This is a genomic window from Streptococcus sanguinis, from assembly GCF_013343115.1.
GTDB lineage: Bacteria > Bacillota > Bacilli > Lactobacillales > Streptococcaceae > Streptococcus > Streptococcus sanguinis_H.
On record NZ_CP054570.1, the window covers coordinates 550650 to 563958 of the forward strand.

Below are 13309 nucleotides of genomic sequence, written 5' to 3' on the forward strand. Positions count from 1 at the left end.
CAGGGAATATATCAAACAAGAGCTTGAAATCGCTTGCAAAACCTGAAGTAAAAGGCTATACTGAATATAGTATTTAATTTTGTAATTTTTTACAAAAAAACAAAGGAGATATTTTTATGAAAAAAATATTGTTTCGTTCCTTGTTAGCTCTTTCGACCATTTTTCTCTTTCCTTTCCAAGTGGTCGAAGCCTGCACAGGATTTATTGTCGGGAAAGACCTTACGGCAGACGGCACAACGCTTTACGGTCGGACAGAGGACTTGGAGCCAAATCACAATAAGGTCTTTCTGGTTCATCCGAGAAAGACTAATGCGAGTGGTGCCAAACTAGTCGATGAAGCCAACGGTTTTGAATGGACCTTGCCGGCAGAAAGCTACAAGTATACTTCGGTATCAGATGTGACCCCATCCCAAGGTATTTTTGACGAGGTTGGCTTCAATGAATACGGTGTTTCCATTTCTGCGACTGTTTCTGCCAAGGCCAATGATGCCATTCAAAAAGTGGATCCTTATGTAGAAAATGGCTTGGCTGAGTCTATCCTGACAACTGTCGTTCTGCCTCATGTTCAGACAGCCCGTCAGGGTGTGGAACTGATGGCGCAGATTGTCAGAGAGCAGGGAGCAGCAGAGGGGAATATTATCACCATTGCTGACAAGACTGGTGTCTGGTATATGGAAATCCTATCTGGCCACCAATATGTTGCTATTAAATTCCCAGATGACAAGTATGCTGTCTTTCCTAATACTTTCTTCTTGGGCAGTGTTGACTTTGACGATACAGAAAACGTCATTGCCTCAAAAGGTGTTCAGGATGTAGCCAAGCAAGCTAACTCTTATAAAGAAATTGACGGCAAATTCCACATTTCTCAGTCCTACAATCCACCGATGGCAGAGGCAGATCGTTCACGTGCCTGGGCAGGTATCACCAGTCTAGATCCAAATGCGGCCGTGTCTTATAACGACTCTTACTTTGATCTCATGCACTCCACAGACAGAAAGATCAGTGTAGCAGATGTTATGGCTATGCAGCGCAATCGCTTTGAGGGCACTCAGTTCAAACCGCTGGACCAAATGGAGCTAGATGGTAAGGGACTGCCACAACGTGGTACGACAGACCCTGTTTACAAATATCCATTGGGCAACCCAAATGTCATGGAAGCTCATATCTTCCAGCTCAAAGACGGTGTTCCAGCCAATATGGGCGGAGGCACTATGTGGCTGGCGGTAGGCAGTCCGCGCTTCTCACCTTACCTGCCTTATAATGGGAATATCACAGATACTTACGACGCTTATAAGGTTAACACAACTAGCTATAGTCCAGACTCTTGGTACTGGGTAGCATCTCATATCTATGATATGGCGGCCAAGCATCAGGACCTCTTTGGTACTTCTGTCCAAGACAAGTGGAAGGCCTTGGAAGCCCGCTTTATTGAGGAGCAAAATGCTCTAGATGCAGCCAATGCAGCTCTGCCAGACTCTTCAGCCAAAGTTACTGAGGAAACACAAGCTCGAGCAGCGCAAGTCTTTAAGGAAATGAAAGAGCTAGAAGCTGAAATGGAGGCTAAAATCAAGGAAGCAACAAAAACAACTCCTTCTAGCTCCAGCAAAGATTCTAGCAGCTCTTTGTCATCCCAAAGTTCGTCAAATTCTTCTTCAGCAACTTCTAGTAGTTCGGATACACGGACGGAAGTCAATGTAGAAGATGACAGCTTGGTGGATGTCGCAACTGGCATTCGCTTGAAAAATACTGACTTGGTCAAGGCCAGTCTTCAGCTGTCAGTGAAAAAACTAGAAAGCAAGATTCAGCCGACAGATACCTATGACATTAGCTTGACCGATCCGAATGGTCAGCCGGTGCATCAGGTCAGTCCAACCCTTGTGACGATCCCAGTCCGCAAAGATCTGCCAGTAGATGCCGTCTATGCTCTGGATGAAAATGGCAAGCAGGTTGAGAAATTTGATGTAACGGTTAATCAAAACCAGACCATCAGCTTCACGACCAATCATTTCTCTGTTTACCAAGTGCAGTATCGAAATGAGCAGTCCGTCAAGGCCAAGAAAAAAGACCTGCCATCAACAGGTGAGCAAGTCACCATCATGGGGATTGCAGGTTTGATCATCCTAGCAGGAGTCTTCTTACTTTTGAAGAAAACAAAGAAAAACTAATCTAAAATAAAAAGAAGGCCGAGCAAAATGTTCGGCCTTTCTTAGTGGAAGAAACGACATTTGTCCAGGCTAGCCTTCAAGCTAGAGCCCTTATCTCAAATAATCATAGTTATAAGTAGTCAAAATTATGTCAGTGAGTTCTTCAGGTTCTTCTTGAGCTCCGCCGGCTATCCAAAGAGAAATAATCCCCTCAACACTGGATAGGAAGATTTCCAAGGCGTATTTCTGAGGGATATGAAAGTTCTCCTCTAAAAAACGCTGGGTAGCAGCCTTTTGCTTATCACTCAGAATGATAGTGGTTATGTACTCCCGAATAGCCTCCCGAAAGTCAATATAATGGCTTCTGGTCAGGGCATTGATAAGACGTTCATTAGCTCGGAGTATATGAAATTTTGCTATCATTAACTTTTTGGGGTATTCGTTCTCCGCTTCAAACAAGCTATAACTAGAAAGTTGGGAAATAATGTCGTTTTTGAGACTATCAACCATCTGATATTTATCTTGGTAGTGGAGGTAGAAGGTGCCGCGGTTAATCCCAGCCCGTTTGCAGAGTTTGCTGATGGAGATAGTATCAAACCTTTCCTCTGATAGTAGCTGAATCAAGGCTTCTTTGATGTCTTCCTTGGTACTAGTCTTTCGTTTCTGGACCATTTTTTCTTCCTTCTTGCTTAAATCAACACTTTGTTGATTTTTGATTATTGCTTTTTATCTAAGCTCATTATATAATATCTGTGATTTAGAATCAACAGCTTGTTGATTTAAGGAGACGAGCTTTGAAAAGGAGAGATGATAACATGGCTTACATTGAAATGAAACATAGTTTTAAACGTTTTCAGGTAGGTGACACGGAGATTGTCGCCAATAACGATATTTCTTTTGAGATTGAAAAGGGGGAACTGGTCATTATCTTGGGTGCTTCTGGTGCTGGTAAGTCTACGGTGCTCAATATCCTCGGAGGTATGGATACCAATGATGAGGGAGATATCCTGATAGACGGCCAGAATATTGCTGACTACAATTCCCACCAGCTGACGGACTATCGTCGCAATGATGTGGGCTTTGTCTTTCAGTTTTACAATTTGGTGCCCAACCTGACGGCTAAGGAAAATGTCGAATTGGCTTCAGAGATTGTCAAGGATGCTCAAGATCCAGTGGCCGTTCTAACTGCGGTTGGTATGGAAAATCGCCTCAATAATTTTCCTGCGCAGTTATCAGGCGGGGAGCAGCAGAGGGTGTCTATCGCTCGGGCGGTGGCAAAAAATCCCAAAATTTTGCTCTGTGACGAACCGACAGGAGCTCTGGACTACAATACCGGCAAGCAAGTGCTGCAAATTTTACAGGATATGTCCCGCAATCAAGGGGCGACGGTGATTATCGTGACCCACAATGCTGCCTTGGCTCCCATTGCTGACCGGGTTATTCGCATGCATGACGCGAGGGTCAAGAGTGTTACAGTCAATGAAGAGCCTCAGGATATAAGTACATTGGAGTATTGATATGAAGAGAAAGATTTATTGGAAAGATATTCTGCGATCCTTCACTAGCTCTAAAGGACGTTTCCTATCTATTTTAATCCTCATGATGCTGGGCTCTTTAGCTCTTGTGGGACTTAAGGTCGCTCCACCCAATATGCGCAGAACAGCAACAGATTATTTGAAAGAGCAGCGAACCATGGACTTGGCCGTGATGGCGGACTATGGTTTGGATAAGGCGGATCAGAAAGAGCTGGAAGCTATCAAGGGAGCTGATGTCGAGTTTGGCTATCTGACAGATGTCACCGTGGACGAGGAGGCCCTCCGAGTATTCTCAGATACCAAGGATATTTCAAACTTTCAAGTGACCTCTGGTCGTCTTCCTAAGAAAGAGCAAGAGATTGCTCTGGCTAGCTTTTGGTCAAAAAAATATAAGCTTGGTCAGGAGATTGATCTGACTGAAAAGGCCGGCAGTCGGTCAGTTCTGAAAAACAAGACCTATAAGATTGTAGGATTTGTCAACTCGGCAGAGCTCTGGTCTGATAGAAATCTGGGCAATGCGACTAGTGGCAGCGGGGCTTTATCTGCCTATGCTGTAGTCAGCCCCAAGGCCTTTGATACAGATGTTTACAGTATTGCCCGCCTGCGCTATCATGATTTAAAAAAGCTGGCTCCCTTCTCTGAAAGTTATCAGGAGCGTTTGGAGCAGCACCAGACAGCTTTGGACAAGAGCCTTGAAGATAACGGAGTGGTCAGGTTTAAGCAATTAGAGGCAGATGCCAAAAGCACCATTCAGAAGGGCCAAGATAAGATTGCTCAGGCTGAGAGCGAGCTGACCCAAGGTAAAAAGCAATTAGAGCAAGCTCAGAGTCAGCTGGACCAGCAAAAAAGCCAGCTAGCAGCAACTCAATCCGCTTCTATCCTCCCTCCTGCCCAGCTCAGCCAGAGCCAGCAGCAGATTCAGGAAGCTGAGTCCCAGCTCAATCAGAAAAAAGCAGAGCTAGCTCAGGCAGAGAAAGACTTATCAGCTAGCAAGGACAAGATAGCTGACGCTAAGGCAGACCTGAATCGTTTGAAAGAGCCGACCTATCATAGCTATGACCGCAAGTCTCTGCCAGGTGGGAATGGCTATCATATGTATAAAAACTCCATGAATAGTATTGCGTCGATTGGTAATATTTTCCCAGTGGTGCTCTATCTGGTGGCTGCTATGGTGACCTTTACCACCATGACTCGCTTTGTCGATGAGGAGCGAACAAATGCAGGCGTCTTCAAGGCTCTAGGCTATCATAGCCGAGATATCATTCGCAAGTTTGCTCTTTACGGCTTGGTAGCAGGCAGTCTAGGTACCCTCATAGGGATTCTGCTGGGACATTATTTCTTGTCGGGAGTGATTTCTTCTATTATTACCAGAGGGATGGTGCTCTCTGCCCCTCATGCATATTTTTATGTTTCCTATAGTTTACTGGCCCTTGGGCTTTCCCTTCTATCCAGTGTTCTTCCTGCCTATTTGGTGGCAAGACGGGAGCTGACAGAGGAAGCAGCTCACTTGCTTTTGCCCAAGCCACCGGTCAAGGGCTCCAAGATTTTCTTGGAAAGACTGACCCTTATCTGGCGACGTCTTAGCTTTACTCAGAAGGTCACAGCTCGCAATATCTTTCGCTATAAGCAGCGGATGTTTATGACCATCTTTGGTGTGGCGGGTTCTGTTGCCCTGCTCTTTGCCGGCCTAGGACTCCAATCTTCTATTGGTGGTATTCCCAAACGTCAGTTTGAGGAGATTCTGCGATACGACTTGATTGTCTCTGTCAATCCTAGAGAAAATCAAGCTGAGCAAGACAAGCTGAAAAAGCTGCTGGCAGATGACTCGATTGCTGATTATCAGGAGATCTACAGTGAAACCTTAACAGAGAAATACAAAGGAAAAAAAGAGACAGAATCAATCACTTTAATGGTTACGGACAAGGAAAATTTTGAACCGTTCATCTCGTTAGAAAGTCCTGACAGCCGACAGAAGCTGTCCCTGAAGGACGGTGTAGTTGTTTCGGATAAATTGGCCCGTATAGCTGGAGTTGGACCCGGTGGCAGTATAGAGCTGGGTGGCAAGTCTGTCAAGCTCGCAGCAGTCAATGAGAATCATTTTGGCCATTTTGCCTTTATGAAGGCAACTAACTACCAGAAGATTTACGGGAAAAAGCCTGAGAAAAATGCTTATCTAGTGCGGCTCAAGGACTCTTCTAGTAAAAATATTGTTGATAAGGCCAATGAATTTATGAGCCTCAAATCTGTCAAGAGTGTCTCCCAAAATGCTAGCATGGTGAAGCAGTTCAACGTTTTAGCTTATTCTCTTAATAATACGATGCTGGTTTTGGTCCTGATTTCCATTCTTTTAGCAGTCGTCATTCTCTACAACCTGACCAATATCAATGTAGCTGAGCGGATTCGCGAGCTGTCCACTATCAAGGTTTTGGGCTTCCATAATAAGGAAGTGACCCTCTATATCTATCGAGAGACCATTATTCTTTCAGTGATCGGGATGGCAGTTGGGCTTCTAGGCGGTTTCTTCCTGCATCGTTTTTTGATTGAGAAGGTTGCGCCTAGCATTATCAGCTTAACCCCTCAAGTAAGTCCCTCAGTCTATCTGTTTCCTCTAACAGCAGTGACCCTTATTCTGACCTTACTTGGCTTCTTTGTCAACTACCGCCTCAGACGGGTGGATATGCTGGAAGCGCTCAAGTCTGTTGATTGATAAAAAATACTTCAAAACTTTCACTCGCTTGATGGGTGGAAGTTTTTTTGAACTTTGATATAATATTCCTTGTAAAGAAAGAGAAAGACATACGATGACACGAAAAATTGCCTTATTATCCGATGTGCATGGGAATAGCACAGCCTTGGAAGCAGTACTGGCGGATGCGGAAAGCCAGCAGGTGACAGATTATTGGTTTTTGGGGGATTTGCTCCTGCCTGGAACCGGTCGCAGAAATATCCTAGATAGGATGGAGCAGTTACACATCAGCCTCCAGGTCAGGGGGAATTGGGAAGACAGTCTCTGGCATGCCCTGCATCAAAAGCTAGACTTGACACGTCCCAGCCATCTCTACCTGACCCGGCTTTGCCATTTTGTCCTAGAGGAAATCCGTCCAGAAGAGATTGAGCGCATGCAAGAACTTCCTCTGCAGCTCCTGACGGAAGTAGAGGGATTGAAGATTGCGGTCAGCCACCATTTGCCCGATAAGAATTGGGGGAGGGAGCTGATTCATATTGGCGATCAGAGCGATTTCGACCGCCTTTTTGAAGGAAACGACTGCGCTGTCGCTGTTTATGGTCATATTCACCAGCAGTTTCTCCGCTACGGGACTCAGGGGCAGCTGATTATCAATCCCGGCTCTATTGGTCAGCCATTCTTTCTAGATTCGGCTTTGCGTCAGGACTTGCGAGCCCAGTATGCCATTTTAGAGATTGATGAGACTGGTCTGGCTGATGTCGACCTTCGGCGCGTGGCCTACGATGTGGAGCAGGAGCTACGCTTGGCTCGGGAGCTCCACTTGCCTTACTATGAGATTTATCGGGAAAGTTTGGTCAATGGTATCCACCATACCCACAATCACGACCTACTGCGGGAAATCAGTGAGCGGGAAGGCTATGCGGATGAGATTGCAGCTTTCTTAAAGTCCAGTCGTAACTCTTGAAGTTACACCATTTTTGGGATATAATAGTGAGAGAAGATGATGAGGGAGGAGAAAAAATGCAGATTTCTAGCCGCTTTACCATTGCCACTCATATGCTGATTGTTCTGGCTTTGGAGGGAAAAAAACAAAAACTGACAAGTGATATCCTTGCTGGCAGTGTCGGCGTCAATCCAGTTATTATTCGCAAGACCCTGTCCCAGCTCAAGAATGCCGGAATGATTACCGTTGCTCGTGGAACTGGAGGAGCAGAGATTGCCAAAGATTTGAAAGACATTAGCCTTTTGGATGTCTATAGTGCGGTTGAATGTCTGGGCAAGAGCGGCCAGCTCTTTAGCTTTCATGACAAGCCCAATCCAGACTGTCCTATCGGCAAGAACATTCACAATGTCTTAGACGATCGCTTGGCAGCTATTCAAGCAGCCATGGAAGCTGAATTGGCTCAGACCAGCCTTGACGAAGTCGTCGCAGCAACCGAAAAAGAAATTAAAGAACAATCTGTTTCCTAGTGAGCAGATTGTTTTTTTGGTGAATAATATTCTGAGATGTAATTATTGACATTACATTAAGATGTGCTATACTAATAGATGTAACAAAAATAATTACAATCCAAATAAGCTTTCAGAGCAAATGGAGATGTGGAAAACCATATCAAGGAACCTATCTCTGTTTTGGGAAAATAAAAAAAGATTTGGCAGGAGCACTGCTGAAATTTTAAATTTAAGAGAGGAGAAAAACATGACTTTTGAATATCAAAGCAAGATTTATCTAGGAGAGGTGGCACTTTATGTGGCCGATGTAGCAAGACAAAAGGACTTTTATCAGCGTGTTTTAGGACTGGAGCTTTTGGAAGAGCAGGACGGACAGGTGGCTTTGGGTCGGGATGGACAAGTGCTGGTGAGGCTCTTAGCGACCGGTGACCGTCAGACAGTCAAGTCGGCTTACGGTCTTTATCATCTGGCACTTTTGCTTCCAAGTCGTCAAGCTTTGGCGGATATCCTTAAGCATTTATCAGAAAATAAAGTTCCTATGGTTGGAGGAGCGGATCACGGTTATAGTGAAGCCATTTATCTGGAGGACCCAGAAGGCAACGGCATTGAACTTTATCGGGACAAGCCTCAGGCTGATTGGGATATTCGAGAAGATGGCCGTATTATCGGAGTGACGGAAGCGCTCGCGGCTCAAGAAATCTATGAACTAGGTCAGGAAGTCCAACCGTTTAGTATTGCTAAAGGCACTCGTATGGGCCATGTCCACCTGTCTGTGAAAAATAGCAGAGCAGCCAGTCATTTTTACCAAAAACTTCTAGGCTTGGAGGACAAATTTTCTGTACCTTCTGCTAGCTGGCTGGCATCAGGTAACTACCATCATCATTTAGCAGTTAATGAATGGGGAGGTTCTCACTTGAATCATCGCCAACCGCAGCAACTGGGACTAGCCTATTTTGAGGCGCAAGTGGAAGTAAAAGAAGACCTAGTAGCAATTTATGAAAATGCTCTGGACTTGCAGGCGCCAGTCCGATGGATTAGCTCCCAGGAGCTAGAAGTTACAGACCCAGATGGGATTGTGGCAAAAGTTAAGACAAGAGTGGTATAATAAGGCTTATCAAGAAGCTAAAAGAAAGAAAAAATATGTACAAGACTTATTATACATCGCCGATTGGCCGGATTCTCATCTTGACAGACGCAAATGCCTTGTTGGGGCTTTGGCTGGAGAATCAGAAATATTTTGGGGCAGGCTATGATCTGGAGCAAGCGCAGCAGGAGGAGACAGAAATCAGCCGACGCGTCTCTGCTTGGCTGGATGCTTATTTTAAGGGAGAAAATCCCGCAATAAATGAAATTCCATTGGCACCCCAAGTTACTGAGTTCAGAAGCAAGGTTCTGACCGTACTACAGAAGGTTCCCTATGGGCAAACGGCTACCTATTCAGACATTTTGCGGGAGTTGCAGGCTGAGTACGGTAAGATTGGCTCGGCTAGAGCAGTCGGTGGTGCCATCGGCCATAATCCTATTTCACTACTGATTCCCTGTCACCGGATTGTCGGAAGCGACGGCAAGCTGACTGGCTATGCCGGTGGCCTTGATAAAAAAGCCTTCCTGTTGAAACTAGAGGCGGGGGAGAAGACTGAATAAATCTTTCTACTCAAGACTTTCACCATTTTACTGGTGAGAGTCTTTTGCTTGCATTAATAAACTAAAAAACCCCTTTGTCAGCCGCTGTGAGTGACAAAGGGGTTTTTCGTTAGTCGATATGCCATTGTGTAGTCAACCATTCTGCAAAGGCAGCATAGCGCTCCTTGAGGGCTTCATGATGACCGTAAGGGTCAAAGACGGAGCAGGTGGTAAGGATTTCTTTCTGAATCAAGCGATGAATTTCTTTAGCATAAAAAGGAGCTTTGGAAAGTCGGTTCGAGTGATTCGCACCTTCTGTCTTTCCATTCTGCAAATAGATTAGACAGTCCTTGTGTTTCAAGTCCTGTGTCCGACAATAGTCGGTGAAACCTGAGTACCAAAAGGAACCACAGATAGAAAAGACACAGGGAACTTCGCAGACACTATAGAGACTGTAAACAGCCGCTAGTCCACCGAGAGAGTAGCCACCATAGGCAATTCTCTTGTCATCCAGTAGGTAGTGCTGTCTGATTTCGGCTAATATACCGTTGAAGAGCTTCTGATGGTAGCTATCTGCTCTGCCGCCAAAATCAGGATTGCCAGGTTTTAGAGCATTGGCTTTCCAGGGTGTATAATCGTCCAGCCTGTTGTTTGATATCAGTCCGATTAAGATTACCGACGGAGAAAGCTTGCTTAGGTAGTTTATCTGTCCATCATTTAGCAAGATTGCTGGATAAGCTCGTGATCCGTCATAATCTTGGGGCAGGGCAATATTGACAGTGATACCTTCCCATACAAAGGTCTTATTTATTGATAAAGTCATTGATTTTCTCGAGTGAGTCGATTACAGCAGGACCATAATCCATGAACTCATCATAGGAGATGGTCATGATCTTCTGATTTTTGACCGCTGGTACATCTTCCAGAACTGGATTGGCTTTCATTAGATCAACTGCTTGCTCATCCATAGACTTGTTGCGGTCGCTGGTTACATAGATGATGACTTCAGGATCCATAGAGACCAGATTTTCCAAGGTCAAGTCAGAGGTTCCGGTCGCTACATTGGTATATCCGAGCTGGTTAAGCAGGCTCTCCTGCAGGGCAGATTTATAAGCACCGAAAGTCTCATCGTTGTAGGCACACATGATGAGCGCTTTTTTCTTTTCGCCTTGGCTAGCCTTATTGGCCTTCTTGACAGTGTCAATTCTTGCCTGCAGTTGATCAGCATACTGATTGGCCTTGTCTTGGACATTAAAAATGGTTCCTATATTCTTGATATCTTCAACGATATTGCCTAGATCTTGCTTGGTATTGGACAGGGAAGCCTTCTGTGTGTAGACAGGGATTTTGTTTTCATTCCAGGCACTGACTGTCCCCAGAGACTTCTCAGAAAACATCATGTTTCGGCCAAGAAGAGCATCTGGCTCATAAGATAGCACAGTTTCCTGTGATACGGTTTTCTTGTCGCCGACTTGCGGAATGGAAGCAATATCAGCCTTGTATTTATCTGTGACATCGTTGTCTGGATTGAGCATACCGGCGATTTTGTCTTTCAATCCTAGTTCAATCAGGATTTCGGTCGTCGAAAGGTTGTTGGTAATGACCTTTTCCGGTGCCTTTTCAAAGACCTGATCAATCTCCTTGCCTTCGGCATCGTAAGTTTTGATTGTCACTGGATATTTTGTCTCTGCTGTGCTCTTTTTCGCGCTTTCTGTTTTGGAGGAAGATTGTGAAGTTGAGCTTTCTTTCGTACTCTCCTTAGATGAAGAATTGCAGGCTGCCATTGTCAGTGCAGCAGTTGCGACGAGTAAGATACTGAGTGTTTTTTTCATATTGCCTTCCTTTCTTGGGCTTGGAGCTTGTATAGATAAAGCTGAAAACAGATTCTTATAGATACTGAATCATGGCCTGTCGATCCTTGGTCCAGATCACTTTGCTCTGAATACCGTAAACGGTTTGCAGTGAATCATGGGTGATGGCCTCCTTTGGAGCGCCTTGGTATGCAATCTCACCTCCCTTCATGAGGTACAAATAGTCTGAATGCCGACAAGCCAGTTGGATATCATGTAAAACAGCCAAAACATTGATGTTCAGGTCTTTGACGATACGCAGCATATCCAGCTGGTATTTGATATCCAGATGATTGGTCGGCTCGTCTAGGAGCAGTAGGCTTGGCTGTTGAGCCAAAGCGCGTGCCAGCAGGACTCTTTGCTTCTCACCGCCAGACAGGGATAAATAGGTTCGATCTCTCTTGGACAGCATGTCTACCTGACTCAAGGCATGACGAACAAGGGCGTAGTCTTTATCGCTCTCTTTTTGAAGAATGGACAAATGCGGCGTCCTGCCCAGCATGACGATTTCTTGGACGGTGCAGTCAAACTGAAGATGGTTAAACTGAGTTACAACGGCTATTTTCTGGGCTGCTTTTTTTATGCTGACCTGTTCAAGCGGCCTTCCGTTTAGATAAATGTCCCCGCTATCAGGTTTGATTTGGCGGTAGATTGTTTTGAGCAGACTAGTTTTGCCGCTTCCGTTGGGTCCTAAAATAGTGTGAAACTGATTTCCATCGACCTTGAGTGAAATCCCTTTTAAAATCTCTTTTTGGCCAATAGAATAGTGGATATTTTGGCAAGTTAGATCCATATCAGCTGCTGACCTCCTTTCGGCTTTTGGCTACAATGTAGATAAAGAAGGGTGCGCCGACCAAAGCGGTAAAGATCCCAATCGGCAGCTCGGCATTTTTGACCAAAATTCGAGCTAAAACATCCGCCCAGACAAGAAAGAGAGAGCCGAGCAGGGTAGCGATAGGAAAGAGCCTTTTGTAGTTGGTACCGACTAATCTACGAGCAATGTGCGGAGTGATTAGTCCGACGAAGCCAATAATACCACAGCAGGCAACCAGCACCGCTGTCATGACTGCGACAACTGTGATATAAAGAAACCAGTAAAAACGCAGAGGGACTCCCAGGGTCAAAGCTGCTTCGTCCCCCATCATCATAGTATTGAAAATACGATACTGAGAACAGAAAAACAAAAAGGAGAGACCAACAACAAGAGCCGGCAAGGCTAAATCTGACCAAGAAGTTCCAGCCAGTGAGCCCATAGTCCAGAACTTGATTGTCATAAGGCTATCAGCATTGGCACCGACGGAAATGATAAAGTTGGAAAAGGCAATAAAGAGAGCATTTACAACTGTTCCTGATAATATCAGACTGCTTGTCGTCATCTTTCCCTGCATGGATGCGATAAAAAGGACCACAGCTGATGCCAGAATGGCTCCTATAAAGGCGCCAGCGCCAGTAATGGATTTGAGCCCTAAGATAATGCTCAGTGTGGCTCCAAAGGTTGCACCTGCTGAAATTCCTAGGATATAAGGTTCTGCGATGGGATTATTGACAGTAGATTGCATGACGCTGCCACAGACAGACAGGCCAGCACCAGCTAGGATTCCCAAAAGCACTCTTGGAACCCGCATGTTCCAAACAATCGCGATTGTGGACGGAGATAGTTTGCCTGTGCCAAGGGGAAAACCGAGCTTGCTGAAAATAATCTGGTAAGTGTCTTGTATATCAATAGTGACCGATCCCAAGGAGACAGCTAAAAAGAGAGAACAAGCCAGAAAAATGATGAGAAGCAAGAGCAGGCAGATATAGCGAGAAAATCCGTGATTTTCTGACCTTTTGAAGAGCATCCAGACCTCCTTAACAGCAAAGATTAGAATTTTTAGACAATTTTTCATAAAAAATTATAACATTTTTAAATCAGAAGGGCAAGAAGGGATAAAAACCTCTGATATGATAAGGATTTGTGATTCTTTCTCTTCTCAATGATGAAATCATCTTGCTGGTGTAAGAACTGGATAGTGAAGA

At 45.0% G+C, this 13309-nt stretch carries 12 protein-coding genes; 7 read left to right on the plus strand and 5 right to left on the minus strand.

Features of this window, described 5'->3' with window-relative positions:
- Nucleotides 1-116 precede the first annotated feature (116 nt).
- Nucleotides 117-2165 (plus strand): C69 family dipeptidase, encoded by a 2049-nt coding sequence (locus tag FOC72_RS02740; RefSeq protein WP_002894891.1) that lies wholly within the window; start codon nucleotides 117-119, stop codon nucleotides 2163-2165.
- A 90-nt stretch (nucleotides 2166-2255) separates the two neighbouring features.
- Here the strand turns inward: FOC72_RS02740 and FOC72_RS02745 are convergent, their stop codons facing one another.
- Nucleotides 2256-2816: a TetR/AcrR family transcriptional regulator gene (locus FOC72_RS02745; protein WP_002894893.1), complete on the minus strand. Its 561-nt coding sequence runs from the start codon at nucleotides 2814-2816 to the stop codon at nucleotides 2256-2258.
- A 143-nt stretch (nucleotides 2817-2959) separates the two neighbouring features.
- On the opposite strand from FOC72_RS02745, the gene FOC72_RS02750 reads away from it, so the two are divergent.
- The 6 genes from FOC72_RS02750 (at nucleotide 2960) to FOC72_RS02775 (ending at nucleotide 9461) form a co-directional block, all read left to right on the plus strand.
- Nucleotides 2960-3661 (plus strand): ABC transporter ATP-binding protein, encoded by a 702-nt coding sequence (locus FOC72_RS02750; protein WP_002894894.1) that lies wholly within the window; start codon nucleotides 2960-2962, stop codon nucleotides 3659-3661.
- Nucleotide 3662: 1 nt separating this feature from the next.
- Complete coding sequence (locus FOC72_RS02755) at nucleotides 3663-6386, plus strand: FtsX-like permease family protein (RefSeq protein ID WP_002894896.1); 2724 nt, start codon at nucleotides 3663-3665, stop codon at nucleotides 6384-6386.
- Nucleotides 6387-6480: 94 nt separating this feature from the next.
- Nucleotides 6481-7329: a metallophosphoesterase family protein gene (locus FOC72_RS02760; protein ID WP_002894897.1), complete on the plus strand. Its 849-nt coding sequence runs from the start codon at nucleotides 6481-6483 to the stop codon at nucleotides 7327-7329.
- Nucleotides 7330-7385: 56 nt separating this feature from the next.
- A complete protein-coding gene (locus tag FOC72_RS02765; protein ID WP_002912933.1) occupies nucleotides 7386-7835 on the plus strand; it encodes an Rrf2 family transcriptional regulator in 450 nt (149 codons plus the stop codon).
- A gap of 229 nt (nucleotides 7836-8064) precedes the next feature.
- Nucleotides 8065-8922: a VOC family protein gene (locus FOC72_RS02770; RefSeq protein ID WP_032914099.1), complete on the plus strand. Its 858-nt coding sequence runs from the start codon at nucleotides 8065-8067 to the stop codon at nucleotides 8920-8922.
- Nucleotides 8923-8957: 35 nt separating this feature from the next.
- On the plus strand, nucleotides 8958-9461 hold the full coding sequence (locus tag FOC72_RS02775; RefSeq protein WP_002894903.1) for a methylated-DNA--[protein]-cysteine S-methyltransferase: 504 nt from the start codon (nucleotides 8958-8960) through the stop codon (nucleotides 9459-9461).
- Nucleotides 9462-9570: 109 nt separating this feature from the next.
- On the opposite strand, the gene FOC72_RS02780 is transcribed toward FOC72_RS02775, so the two are convergent.
- From FOC72_RS02780 to FOC72_RS02795, 4 genes are read right to left on the minus strand one after another with little or no spacing between them, the layout of a single operon-like run.
- Complete coding sequence (locus FOC72_RS02780) at nucleotides 9571-10263, minus strand: alpha/beta hydrolase-fold protein (protein WP_002894905.1); 693 nt, start codon at nucleotides 10261-10263, stop codon at nucleotides 9571-9573.
- Nucleotides 10244-11272: an ABC transporter substrate-binding protein gene (locus FOC72_RS02785; RefSeq protein ID WP_002894907.1), complete on the minus strand. Its 1029-nt coding sequence runs from the start codon at nucleotides 11270-11272 to the stop codon at nucleotides 10244-10246. The genes FOC72_RS02780 and FOC72_RS02785 overlap by 20 nt, the downstream gene beginning before the upstream one ends.
- 55 nt (nucleotides 11273-11327) lie before the next feature.
- Complete coding sequence (locus tag FOC72_RS02790) at nucleotides 11328-12083, minus strand: ABC transporter ATP-binding protein (protein WP_002894909.1); 756 nt, start codon at nucleotides 12081-12083, stop codon at nucleotides 11328-11330.
- Between the two features lies 1 nt (nucleotide 12084).
- The gene (locus FOC72_RS02795; RefSeq protein WP_032914101.1) at nucleotides 12085-13131 is read right to left on the minus strand and encodes a FecCD family ABC transporter permease; all 1047 of its coding nucleotides are present in this window, start codon (nucleotides 13129-13131) and stop codon (nucleotides 12085-12087) included.
- Between the last annotated feature and the right edge of the window lie 178 nt (nucleotides 13132-13309).

Coding starts and splice junctions, on each gene's coding strand:
- FOC72_RS02740 (WP_002894891.1), top strand. CDS start 117: ATGAAAAAAATATTGTTTCGTTCCTTGTTAGCTCTTTCGACCATTTTT.
- FOC72_RS02745 (WP_002894893.1), bottom strand. CDS start 2,816: ATGGTCCAGAAACGAAAGACTAGTACCAAGGAAGACATCAAAGAAGCC.
- FOC72_RS02750 (WP_002894894.1), top strand. CDS start 2,960: ATGGCTTACATTGAAATGAAACATAGTTTTAAACGTTTTCAGGTAGGT.
- FOC72_RS02755 (WP_002894896.1), top strand. CDS start 3,663: ATGAAGAGAAAGATTTATTGGAAAGATATTCTGCGATCCTTCACTAGC.
- FOC72_RS02760 (WP_002894897.1), top strand. CDS start 6,481: ATGACACGAAAAATTGCCTTATTATCCGATGTGCATGGGAATAGCACA.
- FOC72_RS02765 (WP_002912933.1), top strand. CDS start 7,386: ATGCAGATTTCTAGCCGCTTTACCATTGCCACTCATATGCTGATTGTT.
- FOC72_RS02770 (WP_032914099.1), top strand. CDS start 8,065: ATGACTTTTGAATATCAAAGCAAGATTTATCTAGGAGAGGTGGCACTT.
- FOC72_RS02775 (WP_002894903.1), top strand. CDS start 8,958: ATGTACAAGACTTATTATACATCGCCGATTGGCCGGATTCTCATCTTG.
- FOC72_RS02780 (WP_002894905.1), bottom strand. CDS start 10,263: ATGACTTTATCAATAAATAAGACCTTTGTATGGGAAGGTATCACTGTC.
- FOC72_RS02785 (WP_002894907.1), bottom strand. CDS start 11,272: ATGAAAAAAACACTCAGTATCTTACTCGTCGCAACTGCTGCACTGACA.
- FOC72_RS02790 (WP_002894909.1), bottom strand. CDS start 12,083: ATGGATCTAACTTGCCAAAATATCCACTATTCTATTGGCCAAAAAGAG.
- FOC72_RS02795 (WP_032914101.1), bottom strand. CDS start 13,131: ATGCTCTTCAAAAGGTCAGAAAATCACGGATTTTCTCGCTATATCTGC.